General features: G+C 60.1%; 41 protein-coding genes. All 41 read right to left on the bottom strand.

Annotation, left to right across the window (positions count from 1 at the left end; genetic code table 11):
• Positions 1-3: 3 nt before the first annotated feature.
• Positions 4-963 carry an ACP S-malonyltransferase gene (fabD, locus tag U9R81_RS09900; protein ID WP_322495298.1) on the bottom strand — a complete coding sequence of 320 codons (960 nt, stop codon included), beginning with the start codon at positions 961-963 and terminating at the stop codon, positions 4-6.
• Positions 964-1,093: 130 nt separating this feature from the next.
• Positions 1,094-2,098, bottom strand: a complete 1,005-nt coding sequence (locus tag U9R81_RS09895) for a beta-ketoacyl-ACP synthase III (RefSeq protein WP_322495297.1) — start codon at positions 2,096-2,098, stop codon at positions 1,094-1,096.
• Between the two features lie 108 nt (positions 2,099-2,206).
• Positions 2,207-2,392, bottom strand: coding sequence for a 50S ribosomal protein L32 (gene rpmF, locus U9R81_RS09890; protein WP_076798259.1), 186 nt, complete (start codon positions 2,390-2,392; stop codon positions 2,207-2,209).
• Between the two features lie 13 nt (positions 2,393-2,405).
• Complete coding sequence (locus U9R81_RS09885) at positions 2,406-2,939, bottom strand: DUF177 domain-containing protein (protein ID WP_322495296.1); 534 nt, start codon at positions 2,937-2,939, stop codon at positions 2,406-2,408.
• 70 nt (positions 2,940-3,009) lie between these two features.
• A complete protein-coding gene (locus tag U9R81_RS09880) occupies positions 3,010-3,444 on the bottom strand; it encodes a hypothetical protein (RefSeq protein WP_322495295.1) in 435 nt (144 codons plus the stop codon).
• The gene (coaD, locus tag U9R81_RS09875; protein ID WP_322495294.1) at positions 3,441-3,926 is read right to left on the bottom strand and encodes a pantetheine-phosphate adenylyltransferase; all 486 of its coding nucleotides are present in this window, start codon (positions 3,924-3,926) and stop codon (positions 3,441-3,443) included. Before coaD ends, U9R81_RS09880 begins: the two co-directional genes overlap by 4 nt.
• Positions 3,927-3,929: 3 nt before the next feature.
• Positions 3,930-4,526: a 16S rRNA (guanine(966)-N(2))-methyltransferase RsmD gene (gene rsmD / locus U9R81_RS09870; protein ID WP_322495332.1), complete on the bottom strand. Its 597-nt coding sequence runs from the start codon at positions 4,524-4,526 to the stop codon at positions 3,930-3,932.
• Between the two features lie 75 nt (positions 4,527-4,601).
• Complete coding sequence (gene rpsI, locus U9R81_RS09865) at positions 4,602-5,000, bottom strand: 30S ribosomal protein S9 (protein ID WP_322495293.1); 399 nt, start codon at positions 4,998-5,000, stop codon at positions 4,602-4,604.
• 93 nt (positions 5,001-5,093) lie between these two features.
• Positions 5,094-5,525, bottom strand: coding sequence for a 50S ribosomal protein L13 (rplM, locus tag U9R81_RS09860; RefSeq protein ID WP_066789289.1), 432 nt, complete (start codon positions 5,523-5,525; stop codon positions 5,094-5,096).
• Positions 5,526-5,530: 5 nt separating this feature from the next.
• Positions 5,531-6,367, bottom strand: coding sequence for a tRNA pseudouridine(38-40) synthase TruA (gene truA / locus U9R81_RS09855; protein ID WP_322495292.1), 837 nt, complete (start codon positions 6,365-6,367; stop codon positions 5,531-5,533).
• Positions 6,367-6,717: a 50S ribosomal protein L17 gene (gene rplQ / locus U9R81_RS09850; RefSeq protein ID WP_322489447.1), complete on the bottom strand. Its 351-nt coding sequence runs from the start codon at positions 6,715-6,717 to the stop codon at positions 6,367-6,369. The genes truA and rplQ overlap by 1 nt, the downstream gene beginning before the upstream one ends.
• A gap of 12 nt (positions 6,718-6,729) precedes the next feature.
• Positions 6,730-7,683 carry a DNA-directed RNA polymerase subunit alpha gene (locus U9R81_RS09845; RefSeq protein ID WP_322495291.1) on the bottom strand — a complete coding sequence of 318 codons (954 nt, stop codon included), beginning with the start codon at positions 7,681-7,683 and terminating at the stop codon, positions 6,730-6,732.
• Positions 7,684-7,727: 44 nt separating this feature from the next.
• Positions 7,728-8,348, bottom strand: coding sequence for a 30S ribosomal protein S4 (gene rpsD, locus U9R81_RS09840; protein ID WP_322495290.1), 621 nt, complete (start codon positions 8,346-8,348; stop codon positions 7,728-7,730).
• 203 nt (positions 8,349-8,551) lie between these two features.
• Positions 8,552-8,965: a 30S ribosomal protein S11 gene (gene rpsK / locus U9R81_RS09835; protein WP_066789278.1), complete on the bottom strand. Its 414-nt coding sequence runs from the start codon at positions 8,963-8,965 to the stop codon at positions 8,552-8,554.
• A 19-nt stretch (positions 8,966-8,984) separates the two neighbouring features.
• Positions 8,985-9,365: a 30S ribosomal protein S13 gene (rpsM, locus tag U9R81_RS09830; protein ID WP_322495289.1), complete on the bottom strand. Its 381-nt coding sequence runs from the start codon at positions 9,363-9,365 to the stop codon at positions 8,985-8,987.
• 95 nt (positions 9,366-9,460) lie between these two features.
• Complete coding sequence (rpmJ, locus tag U9R81_RS09825; RefSeq protein ID WP_012258254.1) at positions 9,461-9,577, bottom strand: 50S ribosomal protein L36; 117 nt, start codon at positions 9,575-9,577, stop codon at positions 9,461-9,463.
• A gap of 48 nt (positions 9,578-9,625) precedes the next feature.
• A complete protein-coding gene (gene infA / locus U9R81_RS09820) occupies positions 9,626-9,847 on the bottom strand; it encodes a translation initiation factor IF-1 (protein ID WP_012258253.1) in 222 nt (73 codons plus the stop codon).
• Positions 9,848-9,859: 12 nt separating this feature from the next.
• Positions 9,860-10,528 carry an adenylate kinase gene (locus U9R81_RS09815; protein WP_066789272.1) on the bottom strand — a complete coding sequence of 223 codons (669 nt, stop codon included), beginning with the start codon at positions 10,526-10,528 and terminating at the stop codon, positions 9,860-9,862.
• A gap of 145 nt (positions 10,529-10,673) precedes the next feature.
• A complete protein-coding gene (secY, locus tag U9R81_RS09810) occupies positions 10,674-12,026 on the bottom strand; it encodes a preprotein translocase subunit SecY (protein ID WP_322495288.1) in 1,353 nt (450 codons plus the stop codon).
• A 54-nt stretch (positions 12,027-12,080) separates the two neighbouring features.
• A complete protein-coding gene (gene rplO, locus U9R81_RS09805; RefSeq protein ID WP_322495287.1) occupies positions 12,081-12,593 on the bottom strand; it encodes a 50S ribosomal protein L15 in 513 nt (170 codons plus the stop codon).
• The gene (rpmD, locus tag U9R81_RS09800; protein ID WP_322495286.1) at positions 12,590-12,787 is read right to left on the bottom strand and encodes a 50S ribosomal protein L30; all 198 of its coding nucleotides are present in this window, start codon (positions 12,785-12,787) and stop codon (positions 12,590-12,592) included. The genes rplO and rpmD overlap by 4 nt, the downstream gene beginning before the upstream one ends.
• On the bottom strand, positions 12,787-13,323 hold the full coding sequence (gene rpsE / locus U9R81_RS09795) for a 30S ribosomal protein S5 (protein ID WP_322495285.1): 537 nt from the start codon (positions 13,321-13,323) through the stop codon (positions 12,787-12,789). Before rpsE ends, rpmD begins: the two co-directional genes overlap by 1 nt.
• Positions 13,324-13,352: 29 nt before the next feature.
• Positions 13,353-13,715 (bottom strand): 50S ribosomal protein L18, encoded by a 363-nt coding sequence (rplR, locus tag U9R81_RS09790; RefSeq protein ID WP_066789261.1) that lies wholly within the window; start codon positions 13,713-13,715, stop codon positions 13,353-13,355.
• Positions 13,716-13,906: 191 nt separating this feature from the next.
• The gene (gene rplF, locus U9R81_RS09785) at positions 13,907-14,470 is read right to left on the bottom strand and encodes a 50S ribosomal protein L6 (RefSeq protein WP_322495284.1); all 564 of its coding nucleotides are present in this window, start codon (positions 14,468-14,470) and stop codon (positions 13,907-13,909) included.
• 18 nt (positions 14,471-14,488) lie between these two features.
• Positions 14,489-14,890: a 30S ribosomal protein S8 gene (gene rpsH, locus U9R81_RS09780; RefSeq protein WP_066789256.1), complete on the bottom strand. Its 402-nt coding sequence runs from the start codon at positions 14,888-14,890 to the stop codon at positions 14,489-14,491.
• A 55-nt stretch (positions 14,891-14,945) separates the two neighbouring features.
• Positions 14,946-15,131, bottom strand: coding sequence for a type Z 30S ribosomal protein S14 (locus U9R81_RS09775; RefSeq protein WP_066789253.1), 186 nt, complete (start codon positions 15,129-15,131; stop codon positions 14,946-14,948).
• Between the two features lie 57 nt (positions 15,132-15,188).
• Entirely contained in the window at positions 15,189-15,731 is a 543-nt protein-coding gene (gene rplE, locus U9R81_RS09770) for a 50S ribosomal protein L5 (protein WP_066789250.1), read from the bottom strand.
• A gap of 56 nt (positions 15,732-15,787) precedes the next feature.
• Positions 15,788-16,120 carry a 50S ribosomal protein L24 gene (gene rplX, locus U9R81_RS09765; RefSeq protein WP_066789248.1) on the bottom strand — a complete coding sequence of 111 codons (333 nt, stop codon included), beginning with the start codon at positions 16,118-16,120 and terminating at the stop codon, positions 15,788-15,790.
• On the bottom strand, positions 16,120-16,488 hold the full coding sequence (gene rplN / locus U9R81_RS09760; RefSeq protein ID WP_012258241.1) for a 50S ribosomal protein L14: 369 nt from the start codon (positions 16,486-16,488) through the stop codon (positions 16,120-16,122). Before rplN ends, rplX begins: the two co-directional genes overlap by 1 nt.
• A 2-nt stretch (positions 16,489-16,490) precedes the next feature.
• Positions 16,491-16,760, bottom strand: a complete 270-nt coding sequence (rpsQ, locus tag U9R81_RS09755; RefSeq protein ID WP_066789245.1) for a 30S ribosomal protein S17 — start codon at positions 16,758-16,760, stop codon at positions 16,491-16,493.
• A gap of 18 nt (positions 16,761-16,778) precedes the next feature.
• Positions 16,779-16,985 (bottom strand): 50S ribosomal protein L29, encoded by a 207-nt coding sequence (rpmC, locus tag U9R81_RS09750; protein WP_298405823.1) that lies wholly within the window; start codon positions 16,983-16,985, stop codon positions 16,779-16,781.
• A complete protein-coding gene (gene rplP / locus U9R81_RS09745) occupies positions 16,972-17,427 on the bottom strand; it encodes a 50S ribosomal protein L16 (RefSeq protein ID WP_322495283.1) in 456 nt (151 codons plus the stop codon). Before rplP ends, rpmC begins: the two co-directional genes overlap by 14 nt.
• On the bottom strand, positions 17,414-18,142 hold the full coding sequence (gene rpsC, locus U9R81_RS09740; protein ID WP_322495282.1) for a 30S ribosomal protein S3: 729 nt from the start codon (positions 18,140-18,142) through the stop codon (positions 17,414-17,416). Before rpsC ends, rplP begins: the two co-directional genes overlap by 14 nt.
• Positions 18,143-18,157: 15 nt before the next feature.
• Positions 18,158-18,499, bottom strand: a complete 342-nt coding sequence (gene rplV, locus U9R81_RS09735) for a 50S ribosomal protein L22 (RefSeq protein ID WP_322495281.1) — start codon at positions 18,497-18,499, stop codon at positions 18,158-18,160.
• 89 nt (positions 18,500-18,588) lie between these two features.
• Complete coding sequence (rpsS, locus tag U9R81_RS09730) at positions 18,589-18,876, bottom strand: 30S ribosomal protein S19 (protein ID WP_298405817.1); 288 nt, start codon at positions 18,874-18,876, stop codon at positions 18,589-18,591.
• A gap of 54 nt (positions 18,877-18,930) precedes the next feature.
• Positions 18,931-19,755 (bottom strand): 50S ribosomal protein L2, encoded by an 825-nt coding sequence (gene rplB, locus U9R81_RS09725; RefSeq protein WP_322495280.1) that lies wholly within the window; start codon positions 19,753-19,755, stop codon positions 18,931-18,933.
• Between the two features lie 76 nt (positions 19,756-19,831).
• Entirely contained in the window at positions 19,832-20,116 is a 285-nt protein-coding gene (gene rplW, locus U9R81_RS09720) for a 50S ribosomal protein L23 (RefSeq protein WP_298405814.1), read from the bottom strand.
• 3 nt (positions 20,117-20,119) lie between these two features.
• Positions 20,120-20,788, bottom strand: coding sequence for a 50S ribosomal protein L4 (rplD, locus tag U9R81_RS09715; RefSeq protein WP_322495279.1), 669 nt, complete (start codon positions 20,786-20,788; stop codon positions 20,120-20,122).
• A gap of 12 nt (positions 20,789-20,800) precedes the next feature.
• Positions 20,801-21,433 (bottom strand): 50S ribosomal protein L3, encoded by a 633-nt coding sequence (gene rplC / locus U9R81_RS09710; protein WP_066789226.1) that lies wholly within the window; start codon positions 21,431-21,433, stop codon positions 20,801-20,803.
• Positions 21,434-21,546: 113 nt separating this feature from the next.
• Positions 21,547-21,855 (bottom strand): 30S ribosomal protein S10, encoded by a 309-nt coding sequence (rpsJ, locus tag U9R81_RS09705; protein ID WP_012258230.1) that lies wholly within the window; start codon positions 21,853-21,855, stop codon positions 21,547-21,549.
• Between the two features lie 62 nt (positions 21,856-21,917).
• Positions 21,918-21,991 (bottom strand): hypothetical protein (locus tag U9R81_RS09700; RefSeq protein WP_322495331.1); only part of this gene is annotated, 74 nt, incomplete at its 5' end.

Genomic DNA, 21,991 nt, shown 5'->3' with positions numbered 1-21,991 from the left:
TCTCTATACCGGTTGCATAGCCGTCAATGCCCGGACATCCTCGAAGGTAGCGACGTTGATCAAGCGTGCTGCTGGCGCAATCCGGCGAATCAAACCGGTCAATACCCTCCCCGGTCCGATCTCGACGAAGGTGTCGATCCCCATCGCCACCATGTGCTGTACCGACGCGATCCAACGTACCGGCGCTACCACTTGCGCAACCATCTCGCGCCGCACATCATCGGCATCGCGGAGCGGTTCAGCCGTGACATTGGCAATCAGCGGAATATCCAGATCGCGGACGGTCGCATTGGCAATCGCCTGCGCCATGCCTTCGGCGGCCTCGACCATCAAGGGGGAATGGAAGGCTGCGCTGACTTTGAGGGGAATCACCCGTTTTGCGCCGCGACTTTTGGCGAGCAGACTGGCATGTTCGACGGCCACCACACTGCCGCTGATCACGAGCTGGTCAGGAGCATTGTAATTGGCGATGACAACGGTGCCGTGTAGTTGGTTGTTGTGTTGCAGCGCCGCACTGACCTCTTGGCAGATCTGTTCGAGGATGCCGGCATCAAGCCCAATGACGGCGGCCATACTGCCATCGTGAGCGGCGGCCATCAATTCGCCCCGGCGGCGCACGAGGCGCAACGCTGTGGTGAAATCCAATGAACCGCCTGCAACTAAGGCCGAATATTCGCCAAGGCTGTGGCCGGCGACCGCAATTGGTGGTTCGAGCCGGTCGCCCAATAGTTCGCGCATCGCGGCTAAGAGGGCCATGCTGGTGGTGAGGAGCGCCGGTTGCGCATTCTCAGTGGCGGTGAGGTCGGTTTCTGGCCCGCTAAAGCACAATTCACTCAACCCGAAATCAAGCGTCTCGTCCGCAGTGGCAAACATCTGGCGTGCTGCTGCCGATGCCGCGATCAAATCGCGCCCCATGCCAACTACCTGCGATCCCTGACCCGGAAAGACCCATGCAATGCTCATGGTTGGCCCGCCTTCTCCTTCCCTGCCAGCGCTTTGCCCTCCCCCTCGGCGCGTGCGCCAGCGTGACCGCTCATCGTCCGTGTTAGCTCGCTATAGCTTCTGGGCCGCTCATTACGGCTCAGCAAACCCCTTACCGCGCCGGACGGCCCCAGCGTACTACGCCCGACCCCCACGTTAAGCCGCCGCCAAATGCGGTGACTAAGACATAGTTGCCAGATGTAATCCGGCCCTGTTGGGCAGCTTCGTACAGGGCAATCGGAATGGAAGCCGCCGACGTGTTGCCATACCGGTCGAGATTGATCATCACCCGCTCAGGCGGAATTTCGAGCCGGCGCGCGACTGCATCAATGATCCGCACGTTGGCTTGGTGCGGGATCACCAGCGCAATCTCGTCGATCGTCAACCCAGCCGCTTGCACCACCTGCATCGCTGAATCGCTCATCTCACGCACGGCGTGCTTAAAGATTTCACGCCCATTCATGTAGACATATTGCCGGCCTTCAGCTAGCAACTCGGCTGTGAGCGGCATGCGCGTGCCGCCGGCATCAACCGCCATGAGGTCTTCGAGGTTGCCGTCGGCGCTCAGGTTGGAAGCGATCAGGCCAAACGGCTGATCGGTCGCTTCCAGCACCACTGCGCCAGCGCCATCACCAAACAGGACACAGGTGTTGCGGTCGTCCCAATTGATATAGTGGGTAAAGATATCGGCCCCGATCAGCAAGAGGCGGCGGCTCACTCCACTTTTGATCAGGCTCGTGGCGACGGTCAGTCCGTAGACGAAACCGCTGCACGCCGCCGCCAGATCAAACGCGGTCGCCCGTGGGATGTTCAGATTCGCTTGCACCGTGCAGGCGGTTGCGGGGAACGGTCGATCAGGGGTGCAGGTAGCGACGATGATTGTATCAATGGTCGCCGCATCGACTCCTGCCATCGCTAGCGCCTCGCGTCCGGCGGCGGTTGCGAAGGTTGACGTGCTCTCACCGGGACTAGCGACTCGGCGTTCACGGATGCCGGTACGGGTATGGATCCACTCATCAGAGGTGTCAATCCGTTGTGCCAGCTCATCATTCGTGATCACGCGCGAGGGGACGGCCATACCCCAGCCGATCACTGCCGCGTAACGTTCCCTGCTCACCCTCACGGCCTTTCTATCTACGGTAAAAGGCTGCCGAACCGATCCGATCGGCAGGCAGCCCCTTCATGCCTGTGGACCCTGTACGTGTCGCGATCCAAGCGTAACTGACTACTCAGCGTTCACTTTCAGGACCTGCCGGCCCTTGTAGTAACCGCACGACAGGCATGCGCGATGCGCCCGCATCAATTCGCCGCAGCGCGGGCAAGTTACCATAACCGGCGGTGTCAATGCCAGATGTTGCCGCCGGTTGCCGCGCCGGTGGCGCGATACTTTTCGCTTCGGTACTGCACCCATGATTTGGTACTCCTCAGTTTTGGTTCCGTTGTCGCTCCGCCCATTCACGCAGCGCAGCGAAGCGTTCATCGACTGGAGCGTCGTCTTCCTCAATGCCTTCCGACTCAACCGTATAGTTAACCGGTTGGTCGCGGTACGCCGGCGCGACCGGGTTCATCGGCAAGCTGATCAGCGCGTAGCTACGAATTGCTTCACCCACATCGATATGGTGCAGCTCATCGAGCATAAACGGATCATCTTCCACCGGTTTTGGCAATCGGTGCCCGTTCACCACATCGACCACGGCGTAAAACTGATCGCTGAAGTCGAGATCAAGCTCGTAATCAAACTGTTCAAGCGAGCGCACGCAGGTGAGGGTGACAACGCCGTGAACAGTCACTTGTGCGTACACACCGGCCGCCGTGCGCGTCAAACGGAGGCGACCGCTAATATTGCGCAACGTCAGATCGTCATCGAGCCGCAGCACCGGCTCGGTAAACGAGATATCACGTCGCGCTCCCATCTCTTCGCGCAGCAGTTGCGCGAGATTAAACCGTAGAGCTGTCATAACATTCACCTGTGGCGCGCCATTGGCCCCGCCACAAGCTCCGAATTATAGGCGAGAGAGTGGCGGGTTGTCAAGCACCCGGTTGGCACTTATCCAGCGCATGCAAGCCATTTCGCACACTCGTGAGCAACTTGCTCAGCCGCTCATCGAGTTCTTCCAATACTTGCCGAGCGTAGGCATCAGCGCCGGCTCGTACCTCAGCGGCTTCCTGTTCGGCCTGTTGCAGCAGGCGCGCGCGCTCCGCTTCGACAGCCGCCAACAAACCGTGCTCGCTCAGCACCTCTTGCACGCGGGCTTGCGCAGCAGCGAGCAATTGCTCTTGCTCGGCGATAATCCGGCGGGCGCGCTGGATCTCTTCGGGAATGACTGTGCGCATCTGGTCGATGATCTCGAGTACGCGACCTTCATCAATCAGCGTGCGCCCGCCGCTGAGGGGCAAGCGAACCCCGGCAGCGATCACCTCTTCCAATTCATCAATCAGATCATCCAGCTCGATGGCGATCACCCCCTCTGCGCGAACTTTTCCCGTAAGGCCGCAACAACCACCGGTGGCGCAAACTCGACCGGATCGCGCCCTAGGCTTGCCATTTCACGCACAGCCGTCGAGCTGATATGCGCGAATGGTCGCCCGGCCATCAGCACCACCACTTCAATCTCGGGATCGATCGTCTGATTGACCTGCGCCATTTGGAACTCGGCTTCAAAATCGCTTCCGGCGCGCAGGCCACGCACGATGGCGCATGCGCCAACCTCACGCGCAAATTCAACCGTGAGGATGTGATAGCTCATCACTTCCACATTGGCGAGGTCAGCGGCCGTCGCTCGTAATAATTGCAAGCGCTCTTCGGTTGAAAACAGCAACCGCTTTTGTGGTCGATCGAACACGGCCATGATGACCCGGTCGAAGATGCGCGCGGCGCGGCGGGCGATATCAAGGTGAGCGTAGGTGACCGGATCGAAACTGCCGGGATAGATGGCGATGCGCATGGCTTACCCTTCTTGTTCCGGCGTAGCGGTGGTCGCGAGTTCGTAGATCGAAAAACAGGAATCGCCCAGCCGGCGAAATTTGATCCGGTGCAGACCGGGATACGCATCGGCGATCGCGACGCGGGGGGAATGCCCGACGATCAGCAAACTACCCTCTTTGCCAACGCCACTGCTCGCGACGAGCTGCATGGTCGCCTCGATCGCTGGATCAGCATACGGCGGGTCCATGATGATTATATCATAGCGTCCAACGCCGCGCTGACGATGTAAAAAGCGATCAACCGGCATATGATGGATGCGCGCTTGCTGATCAAAACGAGTATGGCGCAGGTTTTCGGCGATGATCGAGCAGACGTGGGCATTGCGCTCGACGAAATCGGCGCTGTCAGCCCCACGGGACAAACATTCGATGCCAAGCGAGCCGGTGCCAGCGTAGAGATCGAGCACGGCGCCGCGAATTGGCCCGTACCCTTCCAGCACGGAAAAGAGCGCCTCTTTGACTCGATCCAGCATAGGCCGGGTGCCAAGCCCTTTCGGCGCTTTTAGGCGATGCCCTTTGGCTTTTCCGGTGATCACGCGCATGCCAACCGCCCGGTGAATGATAATGCATAGCAGACGGCCGGGTCGCGGACCGTCTGCCTGCTTGCATCGCTGCGATAATCGCTGATGTCTGCGTTAGCGCTTGGTATACTGAGGCGCCTTGCGCGCGCGCTTGAGACCGACCTTCTTCCGCTCTTTCGCGCGCGGGTCGCGGGTGAGCAGGCCAGCCTGCTTGAGCTTTGCGCGCAGCTCGCTATCGTAATCGAGCAGGGCGCGGGCAATACCATGGCGCACCGCGCCGACCTGCCCGGACACGCCGCCCCCCTTGACCTTCACCAGTACGTTAAACGTGTTGAGGTGATTGGTCAACACCAGCGGCAGCCGCAGATTGCGCTGGAACAGATCGCGATTGCCGAAGTAATCTTCCGGCTTCTTACCGTTGACGATAAAATCCCCACTGCCGGGGAAGAGGCGCACCCGCGCCACCGCCGTCTTGCGGCGGCCGGTGCCCTGATAGTAGCGCTTGGCTTCCATTCCTTCTCCTCACCACCTGTGCGCCGGGTATGGCGCGTGCTCGTGATCAACGCGCGCGGGCGCGAGTTTGCAGTAACAACGGCCCACGCTGCACTAGCGCGGGATGTAGGGCTTGGGCTGCTGCGCAGCGTGCGGGTGGTTCGGCCCAGCGTAGATGCGCAGTTTGGTCAGCAACCGGCGGCCCATCCGGTTCTTCGGCAGCATCCGCTTGACGGCTAGCCGCAGAACACGATCCGGGCTCTTGGCCAGCATCATCTTGTACGGGGTAGCCTTAATGCCACCCGGATACCCAGTGTGCCGATAGTAGATCTTCTGATCCGGCTTGCGCCCGGTCAACACAATCTTCTCGGCGTTGACCACAATCACGAAATCACCGCCGTCGATCGACGGGGTATACGTCGGCTTGTGCTTGCCGCGCAGCAGCGTACTGATCTGCGTCGCCAACCGGCCGAGCACCTTCCCGCTCGCATCAATCACGTACCAGTCGCGCTGCACTTCTGACGGTTTCTGATGATAGGTCTTCACAGCACCTATTCCTCGTGTACGTAGGACGAAGGCTGTTCGACCTTCGTCGTGCCATTTTGCCGTTCTATTGGTTCAACCCAGCGAATAAGGCCGGGCGGGTAGCGCACCGCCGTGAGCGTCAATCCGTGCGCTGGGGCGGTTGGCCCGGCCAGCCGGCGATCACGGCTGGCCAATACCTCGCCAAACTGATCGACGGTCATCCGCCCACGCCCAACAAGCAGCAGCGTGCCGACGATCATCCGCACCATATGTTGCAGAAACGCATGTGCCGCTAGCTCGATGGCTAATAACCGCCGGTCAAACCACTCCCGCTCAACGATCCGGGTCCAGTGCATTGTCCGCACCGTCGAGCGTTGGGTTGGCGTGGCCGTTGTGAAGGCGGCAAAATCGTGCGTTCCCTCCAATAGCCGAAGCGCTGCAGTCATTGCCGGCACATCAAGCGATCCTGCATAATGCAGCGCCTGATGGCGGAGTTGCGGCAATGGCGCCGGCGCACAATCGATCAGATAGCGATATTCACGCTGCAGAGCGCTAAAGCGCGCGTGAAAATCGCGCGGCGCTTCACCGACATTCTGCACCGCCAGATCAGTTGGCAGATGCGCATTCAGGCCACGCCAGATAGTAGCGAGTGAATGGCGAGTGTCCGTTTGCACATGCGCCACCTGCCCAGAGGCGTGGACCCCGGCATCGGTGCGTCCTGCCAACACAATCCGGCGTTGTTCCTGCGTCAGCGCCTCCCATGCCGATTCGAGCGCGCCTTGCACCGTGCGAATGTCGGTTTGCCACTGCGATCCGGCGAAATCGGCGCCGTCATAGGCTAGCAGCAGCGCAATCGTCCGCATCAGACCAACTCGATCAAGGCCATTTCAGCCCCATCGCCGCGGCGCGGGCCGAGCTTGGTAATCCGCGTGTAGCCGCCATTGCGCCCGCCGTAAGTGGTCGGCGCAAAGGTAAACAGCTTGCGCATCGCGTCCTTGCTGGCCAGCTTCGAGAGCGCCATCCGGCGCGCATGCGGCGTATCCTCGCGCGCAATCGAGAGCAATTGTTCAATTTCAGGCTGGACCGCGCGCGCCTTGGCCAGCGTCGTCTTAATCTTCTTGTGCTCAATCAGGGCGATCATCAGGTTACGGTAGAGCGCCTTGCGGTGCTCATACGACCGCCCCAGCAATTTTCCGGCATGTCGATGTCGCATGATCGTATCCTCTTAGTGCGACGCCCCATTCGCAGGCAATCGCGGAATATAACCCCGTTCGATCAACTTATCGCGAATCTCTTCCATCGATTTCTGGCCGAGATTGCGCACCGACAAGAGCGCCTTCTCGTCCATCTGCAACACCTGACCGATCTTGGTGATTTCGGCCCGCTTCAGGCAGTTATACGTGCGGGTCGAAAGTTCCAACGTCTCGATCGAGGTGTCATAGACGCTCGCTGGAATCTCCAACCCATTCGCTTCAGGCTGGGCTTCCGGTTCAGCGGCCAGCCGGTTGAAATTCGCGATCGTCGTGTTGTAATGCACCAACACCCGAGCCGCATAGTCGAGCGCATCGACCGGTCGCACGGTGCCGTTGGTCCACACCTCAAGAATCAGGCGGTCGAAGTCAGTTGCTTGGCCGATACGGGTGTTTTCCACCATATAATTCACCCGCGGCACCGGCGTAAAGATCGCGTCGATCGGAATCTCACCCAGCGGGAGGATTCCGCGCTGATCAGCCGACAGATAGCTGCGACCGCGCTCAATCGTTGCCACCAGCTCAAACTGCGCCTGCGCATGTTCGAGGGTGCAGATATAGTGATCGGGATCAACGACCGCCAGCCCCTCTGGCAAAACCAGATCGGCTGCCGTCACGATGCCCGGCCCCTGTTTCCGGATCGTCGCGGTTGCCGTGCCTTCGTGGCGGCCACGCAGGTGGATGCCTTTCAGGTTCAGAATGATCTCGACCACTTCCTCGGTCACGCCGGGGATGGTATCGCTCTCCTGATAGACACCGGCAATACGCACGCGGGTAATCGCCGATCCGGGAATGGCGGTAAGCAAGACGCGCCGCAGCGCGTTGCCGAGCGTATGTCCATAGCCCGGATCGAGCGGCTCGATTTTAAAGCACCCAAAGGTCTCGGTCGTCTCGACAACCTCAATCTTTGGTTGAGCGATATCGAGCACGGCTGCCTCCCATTTCTTCGTTTGCATCCCGCAGACGGGAGCTACTACCGGCTATAGAACTCGACGATCAACTGCTCGTTGATCCCGGCCTCAGCATCTTCACGGCGCGGCAGCGAAACTACCGTGCCCGAAAGGTCAGCCGCATTCAGCCGGAGCCATTCGGGGGCGCGGTGCTTGTTTAACGCGCCGCTATCGACCAGATTCTTGAAATAGGTGCGGCTGCGGCTCTGCGGGCGCACCGCGATCACTTGCCCAACCTTCACGGTATACGACGGGATATTTGTCTTGCGACCATCAACAACGATATGTCCATGATTCACCAACTGGCGAGCCTGCGCGCGCGTCGTGGCGAACCCAAGCCGGTACACCACATTATCGAGCCGGCGCTCGAGCAAGCTCAGCAAATACTCGCCGGTCACGCCGCTGCGGCGCGACGCCTGCTCGAACAAACGGCGGAACTGGCGCTCAAGGACGCCGTACAGAAACTTTGCTTTCTGCTTTTCGCGCAACTGCATCCCATAGTCGGACAACTGCCGGCGACGGGCGGCAGCACCGTGCTGGCCCGGCGGATCCGACTGCTTGTTCAGAATGCGCTGTCCTTTTTCGGTGATTCCAATCCCCAGCCGCCGGCTCACCTTACCGACGGGGCCTGTGTATCGCGCCATAGTCTTCCTTATCCTTTGTCAATATCACGAACGCAGGGAACGCTGCGTTCCACTTTGCACGCCTGTGAGATGGGCGCCGGCGCTGCTGCTTGCACGCGCCACCGCAGTGGGCGTCCGGGAACAATGCCCTCCGGTTCCAGTTGCGGTCGTCTCACAGTGACAGACCGAATACGTTGTCGCTACCCATCACCGAACCGTTGCGCTTACACGCGGCGGCGCTTGGGCGGGCGGCAGCCGTTGTGCGGAATGGGTGTCACATCGGTAATCGCCGTGATCTGCAAACCGGCGGCCTGCAACGACCGGATCGCGGCCTCGCGGCCAGCGCCGGGGCCCTTCACAAACACCTCAACTGACCGCATGCCGTTTTCCATCGCCTTGCGGGCAGCGTTCTCGGCAGCCACCTGCGCAGCGTAAGGGGTGCTCTTGCGCGAGCCTTTGAAACCGCTCTGGCCGGCGCTCGCCCAACACACCACCGCACCCTGCGGATCGGTAATCGTCACGATCGTATTGTTAAACGTGCTTTGAATATGCGCCTGACCCCGCGGCACATTCTTACGTTCGCGGCGCTTGCCGCGCTGGCGTGCCGTCGTCGTGGTCGCTTTTCCCTTCGCGGGCATGCCTCACTCCTTATCGCAATTACTTCTTGGTCTTCTTCTTGATACCGATCGCCTGACCGCGCCGCCCGCGGCGAGTGCGAGCATTGGTGCGCGTGCGCTGGCCACGCACCGGCATGCCGCGGCGGTGGCGCAAGCCACGGTAGCAGCCAATATCCATCAGGCGCTTGATGTTCAACTGCACCTCGCGGCGCAAATCGCCCTCGACCCGATACTCGCGATCGACAATCTCGCGAATCCGGCCAACCTCTTCCTCGGTCAGATCACGCACCCGGCGATCGGGATTCACATTCGCTTTGCGCAGAATGTCCATGCCATTCGAGCGGCCGATCCCATAGATGTAGGTGATCGCAATCTCGATCTTTTTGTTGCGGGGAATATCAACCCCGGCGATACGTGCCATGCCTGTCCTCTTCGCTACTGATAGGTTCCGCCAACCGGATGCGGCTGGCGGAGTGTCCTTCTCGGCCCGTCAGAGCGGGCGGATATTGCCTGCCGTTATCCTTGCCGCTGTTTATGCTTCGGTGTGCGCGAGCAGATCACCCGGATCACGCCCTTACGCTTAATCACCTTGCAATACTCGCAGCGCGGCTTTACCGACGCTCGCACTTTCATTTCAGCCTCCTTGCGGCGGCGGACGCCGCCGTGCTGCGTCGCGCCCCCCTACTTATAGCGATACGTAATGCGTCCCCGGGTCAGGTCATACGGCGACAGCTCGACCAATACCCGGTCACCCTTCAAGATCCGGATGTAATTCATCCGCATCTTGCCCGAGATGTGAGCCAGCACTTCGTGCCCGTTATCGAGCTGCACCCGGAACATTGCGTTAGGCAATGGCTCCGTGATCGTGCCCTCCATCTCGATCACGTCCTTCTTCTTCGACATATCCCTCCTAACCTACGGCTGCGCTGGCGCCAGATACGGGCTCAGCGCTTTCAGCATTGCCTCTGTCACGAGCGCGATCTCACGTTGACCATCGATCTCATGCAGGATGCCCTGCCGCTGATAGTACTCAATCAGCGGCATCGTTTGGGCGAAGTAGACATCCAGCCGGTGCTGCGCCGTCTCGATCGAATCATCGCTCCGTTGATAGAGTTTGCCGCCGCAGGCGTCACAGATGCCCGGTCGGTGCGACGGAAAATAATAGATATTGAAGATGGCGCCGCAGGTGCGGCATGTCTGCCGACCGGCAATTCGGCGCAGCAGCACATCTTGTGGCACGGCCAAAAAGAGCACGGCATCAATGCGAGCGCCGTCACCCGCGAGCGCCTCTTCGAGCGCCCGTGCCTGATCTTGGGTCCGCGGGAAGCCGTCGAAGATGACACCCGCGGCGCAATCCGGCTGCCGGATGCGCTCGAGGATCATCCGAATCACGACCTCATCGGGTACCAATTCACCGCGATCCATATAGGACTTTGCCAGCATACCCAATTCGGTTCCTTCACGCAACGCGGCGCGGAAGAGATCACCGCTGGCGACGTGGGTCAAACCCGTCCGATCGGCGAGGGTCTTTGCTTGTGTGCCTTTGCCGGCCCCCGGCGGTCCTAACAAGATAACGTTGGTCATGACTCGGCGCTCGCTCAGTTTCAGAACCGTACAGCATCCTGTACGGTATGACCGTTTGCCTGTCTCACAAAGACGCTGCCCAACCGGCATGCCGGCGAGCAACGACTTGTATTGTACTACACTTTTTGCCGTTCGTGTGCAACGCCTACCGGGTCAAGAAACCCTCGTAGTCGCGCATAATCAACTGCGCCTCAAGCTGGCGCATCGTATCGACTGCCACACCGACCACAATCAGCAGCGCAGTGCTGCCGAGCCCAATTTGCACGCCAGTAATCGACTGGGTGAGGAAGGGCAACACCGCGATCAAGCCAAGGAAGAGCGCGCCGGCGAGCGTGATCCGGTTGAGCACCTTCATCAGATACTCCTCCGTCTTCTTGCCGGGGCGAATGCCGGGGATGAACCCGCCATTGCGCTGCAAGTTTTCGGCCAGATCTTGCTGGGTGAAGATCACCACTGTGTAGAAGTAGGTAAACCCAACCGTCAACAAGAAGAGGAGCGTCATATAGACGATCCCGCCGCCTTGTCCAGTCGGATTGAACGTGTTGTAGAAGAAGCCGGCGATCGCATTCCCGATCCCTTCACCGCCGGGCCGGTAGAACCACGACGCGACGATGCCGGGGAAGATGATAATGCTTTGAGCGAAGATCAGCGGGATCATGCCGGCCGAATTCACCTTCAGCGGAATGAAGCTGCTCTGGCCGCCATAGACCTTGTTGCCGCGCACCCGCCGCGCATATTGTACCCGGATGCGGCGCTGGCCTTCTTGAATGAGCACAATGCCGACGATCGTCAGCAGGGCAATGGCGATAAAGCCGATCAGGCCAAGGATGGTGCTGAAATCACCGGCTTGGCTGATCTGGAAACCCTGAATGATCAAGCCGGGCAACCGCGAAACGATGCCGCCGAAGATGATGATCGAGATACCGTTGCCGATCCCACGCTCGTTGATCTGTTCACCGAGCCAGATCAGCAACATCGTGCCGGCGACCATCGTCGTCAGCACGGTGAACGTCGGCAAGAAATTCGCTCCTAGATCAAACGGGGTGCGGAACAACGACTGAATGGGATCGTTGTTCGGATTAATCGTGCGCTCAAGGGTCAGCGTTTGACCGTAGGCTTGCAGGTACGCCAGTGGAATGGTCAGCCACAACTGGTAACGGTTGAGGCGCAGACGACCCTGTTCGCCCTCTTTTTGCAATTCTTGCAGCGCGGGAATCAGCGGCTGCAGTAATTGCATAATAATTTGGGCGGTGATATACGGGTAGACACCCATCGCCGCCACCGAAAAGTTTTCCAGCGCGCCGCCGGCAAACAGGTTGAGCAACTGGGCTAGTTGGTTGGTTGCCAGCGCCTGCCGCAACTGCTCGAGCGTTACCGGGTTGATGTTGGGCACCGGAATATGCGCGATCAGGCGAAACAGAAACAGCATCCCGATCGTAAAGAGGATGCGGCGCCGGAGATCAGGCAACTGAATAGCGCGAAGTACAGCCTGCAGCATGGTGATGCTTCCTGTGGGCGGCGAGAACGACGAGGTTCTCGCCGCACTGACCGATTACGATTGGCGAGCGTTGCGCATGCTCGGATTGGGACCGCGCGAGCGCGAGTGACGCTCGACGACCCACGTCAGATCGATTGCCTTTCCGCCGGCGGCCTCGATCTTCTGGCGGGCGCTGGCCGAAAACTTATGCGCCTTGATCACCAACGGCTGGCTCAATTCGCCGTCACCGAGAATCTTAACTGGCATCTTCTTGCGGCGCACCAGCCGGCGGTCCAACAATGATTCCGGCGTCACTTCCAGCTCAGCCGGCCAATCGGCAAGGCTGCCAACGTTGACCACTTCATACTCAACTCGGAACTTGTTCGTAAACCCGCGCTTGAAGGGCATGCGCTTCACCAGCCGGTTCTGGCCGCCCTCAAAGGTGCGGTAAGGACCGGGCCCGCTGCGAGCCTTCTGGCCCATCATACCCTTACCGCCGGTTTTGCCTTTGCCCGAGCCGTGGCCGCGACCGATGCGCTTGCTCTTGCGGTGCGAACCCTCGGCGGGGCGCAAATCGTGAAGTTTCATGCCTGCACCTCGTCCTCAACCTCTTCCACCTTCACGAGGTGCTGAATCTTAAACAGCATCCCGCGCACCGATGGATTATCAGGTTTGAGCACACTCTGATTCAAGCGGCGCAAGCCCAGCGCGGCCAGCGTCTCTTTCTGATCGCGCGCATAGCCGATTGCGCTCTTGATGTATGTTACGCGCAGCTTACCCATCACGCCGCCTCCGTTTCGCGCCGCGTCCGGCGTTCCATCAGCTCTTGCGTCGTCATGTCGCGCCGGCGCGCCATCTCTTGCAGCGAGGTTATCTCGCTCAGTGCCTTGAATGTCGCCTTCACGACATTCACCGGGTTATTGCTGCCATAGACCTTCGAGAGCAGGTCTTTAATGCCAGCCGCCTCAACCACCGGGCGCACGCCGCGACCGGCGATAACGCCGGTACCAGGGGCTGCCGGGCGCAGCATCACTTTGGTGGCAGCATACTTGGTCACGACCTCGTGGGGGATGGTCGAATGCACCAGCGGTACGCGGATCAGATTGCGCTTAGCCGCTTCAGCCCCCTTGCGGATCGCATCCGGCACTTCTGCCGCTTTGCCCATGCCAATGCCAACGTGGCCTTTGCCATCGCCGACCACAACGACCGTGCTGAAGCTGAAGCGCCGGCCGCCCTTCACGACCTTTGACACGCGGTTGATCTGGACGACTCGCTCCTCGAGCTCCAGCGTGTCGGGGTTGATACGTTCTCGTTTCACAGTTCCTCCGCTACGCTGCCCTTGGGCAACTAGAAGTTCAGACCAGCTTCGCGGGCCGCCTCGGCCAGCGCTTTCACCCGTCCGTGATACTTATAGCCGCCGCGATCGAAGACCACCTTCGTAATCCCGGCCTGCAACGCTCGTTCGGCAATCAACTTGCCGACCAGCGCCGCTTCCTGCGTCTTGGTCATGTCTGGCGTGCCGTTCCAGCCCTTTTCGGTGGTGGAAGCGGCCACCAGCGTATGGCCGACGGTATCATCAATCACCTGCGCGTAGATGTGGGCATGGCTGCGGAACACATTCAGTCGCGGCCGTTCTGAGGTGCCCGACACGCGCTTGCGGATGCGATTATGCCGGCGAAGCCGGAGTTCACGTGGTGTTCGTTTTCCCATACTATCCTCAATACTGCCGCAACGGAGATTCTATCCCCCGTCGCTCGCTTGGGTCAATCACGATAGAACAGTAGCGTTGCATCCCTGCCTCCGCCCCTCTCTGACTGGATCGAGAGGGGCGAGATGCGTTGCAACCAATCCTGTCTATCCTAATTATTACTGCGTATACCACTAGCCGCGTTTCCAGCCGGCTACTTCGCCTTACCAGCCTTGCCGGCCTTGCGGCGGATCTTCTCTTCGACGTACTTAATGCCCTTGCCCTTATACGGCTCCGGCGGACGCAGACTGCGAATGCGCGCTGCCTCTTCACCTACCTGTTGCTTGTCGATCCCGACCACCGTCAGCGCCAGTGGGTCGTTGGCCGACTTGCGCTCACCGACGATATAGCTAATGTTCGGTGGCGGATCGAGACGCACTTGATGGGAAAAGCCAAGATTAAGCACCAGCGTCTTGCCCTCAAGCTGGGCGCGGTAGCCGACGCCATTGATTTCGAGCGCCCGCTGCCAGCCCTGCGTCACCCCGACAATCATATTATGGAGCAGGGTGCGCGTCAGGCCGTGCAAAGCCCGGTGCAACTTCTCGTCCGAAGGGCGCTGGACGGTAATCACATCTCCCTCTTGCTTAATCAGCATAGCGGGGTGCAACTGTTGGGTCAGGGTACCTTTCGGGCCTTTCACCGTCACGAGGTTCTGCTCGCCGATGGTAACCTGAACGCCCTTCGGCACGGTAATCGGTCGTTTGCCAATTCGCGACATGATACTCCTCCGTGCGCGTTACCAAACGTAGCAGAGCACTTCGCCGCCGACGCGCTCGCGCCAAGCCTCGTGGTCAGCGAGCACACCCTTCGGCGTCGAGAGAATGCTCAGCCCGAGGCCGCCGCGCACCCGCGGAATGTCATCGCGCTTGGTATAGATGCGCAGCCCCGGCTTACTTACCCGGCGCAGACCGGTAATGGCCGGCCGGCGATCGGACATATACTTCAGCGTAATCGAGATGGTCTTGTACGGCTTGCCATCATCGATCACCGCATAATCCCGAATAAAACCTTCCCGCTTCAAGATGTCGGCAATCGCAATCTTCATCTTCGATGCCGGCATCGTCACCGTTGTATGGCGGGCCATGCACGCATTGCGAATGCGTGTCAGCATATCGCCGATAGGATCATTCACACTCACGGTATGCCTCCTCACAAGTCGGGCGTCAAAAACGTTTCTGATTGCCGCACAGCACTCACCAGCTCGACTTGACGACGCCCGGAATGAGGCCCTTCAACGCATGCTCGCGGAAGCAAATACGGCACATCCCGAACTTGCGGATATAGGCCCGCGGCCGGCCGCAGATCTTGCAGCGATGGTAGGCGCGCACCTGAAACTTCGGCGGCCGCTGAGCCTTCACGATCAACGACTTCTTAGCCAACGGAATACCTCCTCAAAGCGTTGAACCAGTCAGCGCACTGCGCGCTCTTAGTTCAAACTAATCACGAAATGGCATACCGAGCCGCTTGAGCAGCGAATAGGCCTGCTCATCATTCGGCGCGCTGGTGACAATCGCCACCTCTAACCCACGAATCTTGTCGATTTTGTCGTAGTCAATGTCTGGGAAGACGATTTGCTCGCGCAGACCAAGGCTATAGTTGCCGCGGCCATCGAACGAACTGCGGCTCACGCCGCGGAAGTCGCGGATGCGCGGCAGCGCTAGCGAGCAGAGCCGGTCGAGAAAATCGTACATCCGGTCGCCGCGCAGCGTGACCATCGCGCCGATCGGCATTCCGGCGCGCAGCTTAAACGACGCCACCGACTTCTTGGCCCGCGTTACCACTGGCTTTTGGCCAGTGATCGTCGCCAGATCATTCACGGCGGCCTCGATCGCCTTGGCATTCTGCACCGCCTCGCCGACGCCAACATTAACCACAATTTTGACGAGGCGCGGCACCTGCATGATGGACTTGAACTTAAACTCCTCCATCAATGCGGGGACGACCTCTTTCTGATACTTTTCACGCAATCGAACGGTCATGGCTCTTTCTCCAGGGGCTTGGCGTCAGGCTAAAGCTGCGCCGGCCCTGAAATAGACTACTTATCGATAATGGCGTCACAGGCCTTGCAATAGCGCACCTTGCGCGGGCGGCCCTTATGATCGGTCTCTTCGAGGAAGCGCTTGCCAGTGCGCGAGGCCCGCCCGCAGCTCGGGCAGATCAGCATCACATTTGAAGCGTGCAGCGGTGCTTCCATCTCGATAATCCCGCCGGCGCGACCGGGGCCGCGCGGCTTCTGGTGGCGCTTAACGATATTCAGCCCTTCCACCACTACCCGGTTGACTGCCGGCAGCGCGCGCTTAATCTTGCCGCGGCGCCCCTTATCCTTGCCGGCGATCACCAACACTTCATCACCAGTCTTCACATGCATCACAGCACCTCCGGGGCGAGCGACACGATCCGCATAAACTGCTTCTCGCGCAACTCACGGGCCACCGGGCCAAAGATACGGGTGCCACGCGGGTTATTCTCTTTCCCGATCAACACCGCTGCGTTATCATCAAAGCGGATGTGCGAACCATCGGGCCGGCCATACTCTTTGGCCGTGCGGATAATCACCGCTTTGACCACATCACCCTTTTTGACCTGACCGCCGGGCGTGGCTACCTTTACCGATGCGACAATGATATCGCCGACCCGGCCATAGCGCACCCGCGAACCACCGAGGACCCGGATGCACATGATCTCTTTGGCCCCGGTATTATCGGCGACCTTTAGCCGTGTTTGAGGCTGGATCATGGCTACTCCTCCTCGCCACGCTTGACAATTTCGACTACCCGCCAGCGCTTCGTGCGGCTCAGCGGGCGGGTCTCTTCGATCCGCACGACATCACCCACTTTGCAGGCATTCTCCTCATCGTGGGCGTGAAACTTCTTCGTCCGCCGAATAATCTTGCGGTAGAGCGGATGGGGCTTGAGATAATCCACCGCCACCACTACCGTCTTGTCCATTTTATCGCTGACGACGCGGCCAACCTTGGTCGTCTTGCGCTTCTGTTCTGCGGTCATCATGCTCTGCTCCATAATCCGTTAGCCGAGCTCAGCCTGCGCCAACTCGCGCTCGCGCAGGATGGTCAGGATGCGCGCAATCTCCTTCTTGACCTGACGGGGCCGAGCGGTATTGGTCAAGCTGCCGGTCGCCTTTTGGAAGCGCAGATTAAACAGCTCAACCTTATACTCAGCCAGCTTCGCGCGCAGTTGGGCATCATCGAGGGCGCGCAGCTCATTCGTTTTCACTGCTCACCTCCTCGGCAGTAGCCAGCGAGCCCTGCTCTTCACGGTCGATGATCTTGCACTTCACCGGCAGCTTTTGTGCGGCGCGGCGCAGGGCCTCGTGGGCAACCTCTTCACGAACTCCGCCCAACTCGAACATAATCCGGCCGGGCTTGACTACCGCCACCCAGTGATCAACCGAACCCTTACCGCCACCCATACGGGTCTCAGCGGGCTTGCGGGTAACCGGTTTATCCGGGAAAATCCGGATCCACACCTTACCACCACGCTTCACATAATTGGTGATCGCGCGGCGGGCAGCCTCAATCTGGCGGCTAGAGATCCAGCTTGGTTCGAGCGCCATCAGGCCATACTCGCCAAACACGACATTATTGCCGCGGTACGACAGGCCGGGGGTGCGCCCTTTTTGCATTTTGCGGTACTTCGTGCGCTTAGGCAGAAGCATTGCTATTCCTCCTCGGCTGGCGTTCACGCCGTTCGGGTGCGGGCGCGGGCGCCGCCGGCTGTTCGACCTGCGCCTTCGCGGTCTGGTTGGGGAAGACCTCTCCCTTGTAGATCCAGACCTTCACGCCGATGCGGCCGTAGGTCGTGTGGGCATGCACCTGCGCATAATCGATATCAGCGCGCAGCGTATGGCGTGGCACGCGGCCCTCGGCTTCTTCGTGGACGCGCGACATTTCGGCGCCGCCGAGCCGGCCCGAGCAGCGCACCTTAACGCCTTGCGCCCCCAGCCGCATGGCGCGCTGGACGGCCTGCTTCATCGCGCGCTTGTAGCTGACACGCTTAGTAATCTGCTCGCCGATGCTCTCGGCCACCAACTGGGCATCAAGTTCAGGCTGATTAATCTCTTTGATATTCAGCTTTATCTTCTTGCCCGTTTTGCGCTCTAGCGTGCTCTTCAGCGTATCGACATTCGTGCCGCGTTTGCCGATCACGATCCCGGGCTTAGCCGTATAGACCGAAATTTCGATCCTATTGGCCGAGCGTTCGATCTCGATCCGCGACACGCCTGCGCTCTGCAATTCCTTGCTGATCAGCTTGCGCAGCTCGATATCCTCATGAAGCTGGCGAGTGTACTCGTCGCCATTGGCGAACCACTTCGATTGCCAGTCCTTGATATACCCGAGCCGGAAGCCGATCGGATGTACTTTGCGCCCCAAGCGAGCCTCCCTCTACTAGTACTCCGACTTATCGGCCACCACCACCGTAATATGGGTGGTTGGTTTGCGGATGCGATTCGCCATCCCGCGCGCCCGCGGCATAAACCGTTTCAAGACCGGGCCTTGATCGGCGTAAATGGTCTTAATGTACAGCTCTGCGCGATCCATCTCAAAGTTGTGCTCGGCGTTCGCGATTGCCGACTTGAGGGTGCGAGCCACCTCGCGAGCCGCCTTTTGCGGCATATAGCGCAACGTGGCCAATGCCCGGTCAACCGGCATGCCGCGCACAACATCCATCACGAGGCGAACCTTCAGCGGCGAGATTCGCACATAGCGGGTCACAGCTTTTGCTTCCATTGCTCTTCTCGTATCGCTACCCGACGCATCTCCACAAGCGTGCTATTCTACCACGTTTCTGGTCTGATGCCATCGGACTTAAGCGGGAGCTACTTGACTTTCCCGCGCTTATCGGCCTTCTTGCCGCCGTGGCCGCGGAAGAAGCGGGTGGGTGCAAACTCACCCAGCTTGTGCCCGACCATGTTTTCGGTAATGTAGACGGGCACGTGGCGGCGGCCATCATGGACGGCGATGGTATGGCCAATCATCTGCGGGAAGATGGTCGAGTCGCGCGACCACGTGCGGATCACCCGCTTTTCATTGGCCTTATTCATCGCCTCAATCTTATCGAGTAATCGAATATCGACGTATGGCCCCTTCTTCGACGAGCGGGACATAGTTCCTCCTCATAGGGTGCCGGGCGGTCACGGTCGCCACCCGGCAGAGCAACCTTACTTGCGCCGGCGGACAATAAAGCGATCGAAGCGCGGATTGTGGCGGGTCTTGACGCCACGGGCCGGCTTGCCCCACTTTGTCTTTGGCGTGCTCATGCCACGCGGCGCGCGACCCTCGCCACCACCGTGAGGATGGTCGCGGGGGTTCATCGCCGCTCCACGCACGCGTGGCCGGCGGCCCAGCCAGCGCGAGCGGCCGGCCTTGCCAATCCGAATGTTCTGATGATCGACATTGCCCACTTGCCCGATGGTGGCCATGCAGCGCACGTGGATCATACGCATCTCGCCGGAGGGCATACGGACAGTGGCGTAATCACCCTCTTTGGCCATCAATTGGGCGGCAGTGCCAGCCGAGCGCACCAACACGCCACCACGCCCGATCTCCAGTTCGATATTGTGGATCTGGGTACCGAGCGGAATGGCGCTGATCGGCAGGGCATTACCGACGCGAATTTCAGCGTCGGGGCCGCTCATCACCGTATCGCCGACCTTGAGGCCGAGCGGCGCAATGATATAGCGCTTCTCGCCATCAGCGTAGGCCAGCAGGGCAATCCGGGCGCTGCGGTTAGGATCGTACTCGATCGCCTGCACCTTGGCCGGAATGCCGAACTTATTCCGCTTAAAGTCGATAATGCGATAAAACCGCTTATGACCGCAGCCGCGATGGCGCACGGTAATGCGGCCCTGATTGTTGCGGCCGGCCTTCTTGCGCAGCGGCTCGATCAAGCCCGGCTCTGGCCGCTTCTTGGTAATCTCCTCGAAGGTCGAGACCGACATATTGCGGCGACCGGCCGAGGTTGGCTTGTAGATACGAACTCCCATACTCTGTCTCCCTCTGGCGGCGCCGGCTCATCAGTGCGAACCGGCGCCGGTCACTGCTTTCTGTTCAGCAGCGACGTTATGCGCCGAAGATCTCGATCCGATCGCCTTCGGCCAGCGTCACAATCGCCTTCTTCCAATCGCGGGTATAACCAACCGACTGGCCGCGCCGGCGGCGCTTCCCGCGCACATTGATCGTATGCACCTTGGTGACCGTCACATTAAAGATGGTCTCAACCGCGCGCTTGATCTGAGGCTTGGTCGCCTCGCGATGGACCTCAAACGTATACTTGTTGAGTTCCATCAAGCTAGTATTCTTCTCGGTGATCAGCGGGCGGATCAGAATATCATACGGCGTCAGCATGGTTTAATCCTCCTGCGCCGGCGCCGCCACGCGCGTGCGTTCGCCGAGATAACTCTCGACCACCTCAACCGCCGCTTTGGGCATAACGATGTGGTCATAGACCAACAGATCGCGCACATTGAGGTAGTGGGCCAGCAGCGTCTTCACCTGCGGCAGATTATTGGCCGAGCGCCGCAGATTCTCGTTCGCCGGGCTCTTGCTGTCGATCACGACCAGCGTCTTCGCATCGGCGAGGCCGTGCGCCTTGAGGAAAGCGATGAAATCCTTGGTGCGCGGCTGCTCGAAGCTCAGCACATCCACAAACCGGATCTGGCCGGCGGCGAACTTAGCCGACAACGCTGAGCGCACGCCCAGCCGGCGCATCTTGCGCGGCATCGAGACGCGATACGAGCGCGGGTGCGGGCCGTGAGCGATACCACCGCCCTTGTGATGCGGCGCGCGGATCGAGCCTTGGCGGGCGCGACCGGTACCCTTCTGGCGGTAGAGCTTGCGGGTCGAACCCTTGACCTCGCCGCGACCGCGGGTATTGTGCGTACCGAGGCGGGCGTTCGCGTTCTGCATCACCACATACTGATGCATCACCGGCACATTCGGCTCGATGCCGAAGATATAATCGCTGACCTCAATGGCGCCCACCTGTTCGCCGGCCTGATTGTAGAGTGTTGCCTGCATCGTTTTACCCCTCTAGCCCTTCACCGCTTTGCGGATCTGAAGCAGGCCATTGCGGGCGCCGGGAACGGAGCCCTTCACCAGTAGCAAATTCTGTTCGGGCAGCACTTCGACCACTTCCAGATTCTGGATGGTGACGCGCTTGCCGCCCATGCGGCCAGCCATACGCTGGCCCTTCCACACGCGACCGGGTGTGGTACCGGCGCCGATCGAACCGGGAGCGCGGTGGCGGTCGCTTTGGCCGTGGGTCTTGGGGCCGCCGCGGAAGCCGTGCCGCTTGACAACACCGGCAAAGCCGCGTCCCTTCGAGTTGCCGGCAATATCGACCTTCTGGCCGGGCTTAAACAGCTCGACTGTGACCACCTCGCCGGGCTTGTGCGCCAGCGGATCATCGGCGCTGAACTCGCGCAGATAGCGCAACATCGCGCCGCCTGCCGCCTTGAGATGGCCCTGTTGCGGCTTGGTCAGCTTGCGCGGCTCGACCTCTTCGTAGCCAAGCTGCACCGCGCTGTAGCCATCGCGCTCCGGCGTGCGGATCTGGGTGACGATGCAGGGGCCGGCTGAGATAACCGTCACCGGAATGGCCATGCCCTTCTCAGTGAAGTACTGCATCATCCCGACTTTGCGACCTAACAATCCGTGAATCATAGTGTACCTCCGCAGCATGCGTCATTCGCGCAGCGGCTGCCTTTCCGGCGCGCGCCACCGCCGTTGACCAAGAACGAAGCCGTCGTCAGCGGCACGCAACGCCTGCTTTTCTTCTACAGCTTAATCTCAATATCGACACCAGCCGGCAGATTGAGCTTCATCAGGGCATTAATCGTTTGCTGGCTCGGGTCGAGCACATCGATTAATCGTTTGTGCGTGCGAATCTCAAACTGCTCCTGCGAGTCTTTATCGATGAACCCCGACCGGATCACGCTATAGCGCTCGATCTTGGTCGGCAGCGGCACCGGGCCGGCGACCAGCGCGCCGGTGCGCTCGGCTGCCTCGACGATCTGGCGCGCAGATTGGTCGAGGATCTTGTGATCATACGCCTTGAGGCGAATACGAACCTTTTGCTTAGCCATCTTTTTTCTCCAATCGACGGGGACGTGGAAAGACCACGCCCCCGTTTCCGGTTCACATTCTGCTAATCAAGGATCTTGGTCACGACGCCAGCGCCGACGGTGCGGCCACCCTCGCGAATGGCGAAGCGGAGACTCT

It is taken from the genome of Chloroflexus sp., from assembly GCF_034435895.1.
GTDB lineage: Bacteria > Chloroflexota > Chloroflexia > Chloroflexales > Chloroflexaceae > Chloroflexus.
Note: the sequence above shows the minus strand (reverse complement) of the source record. Positions and strands in the feature narration are given on the sequence as shown.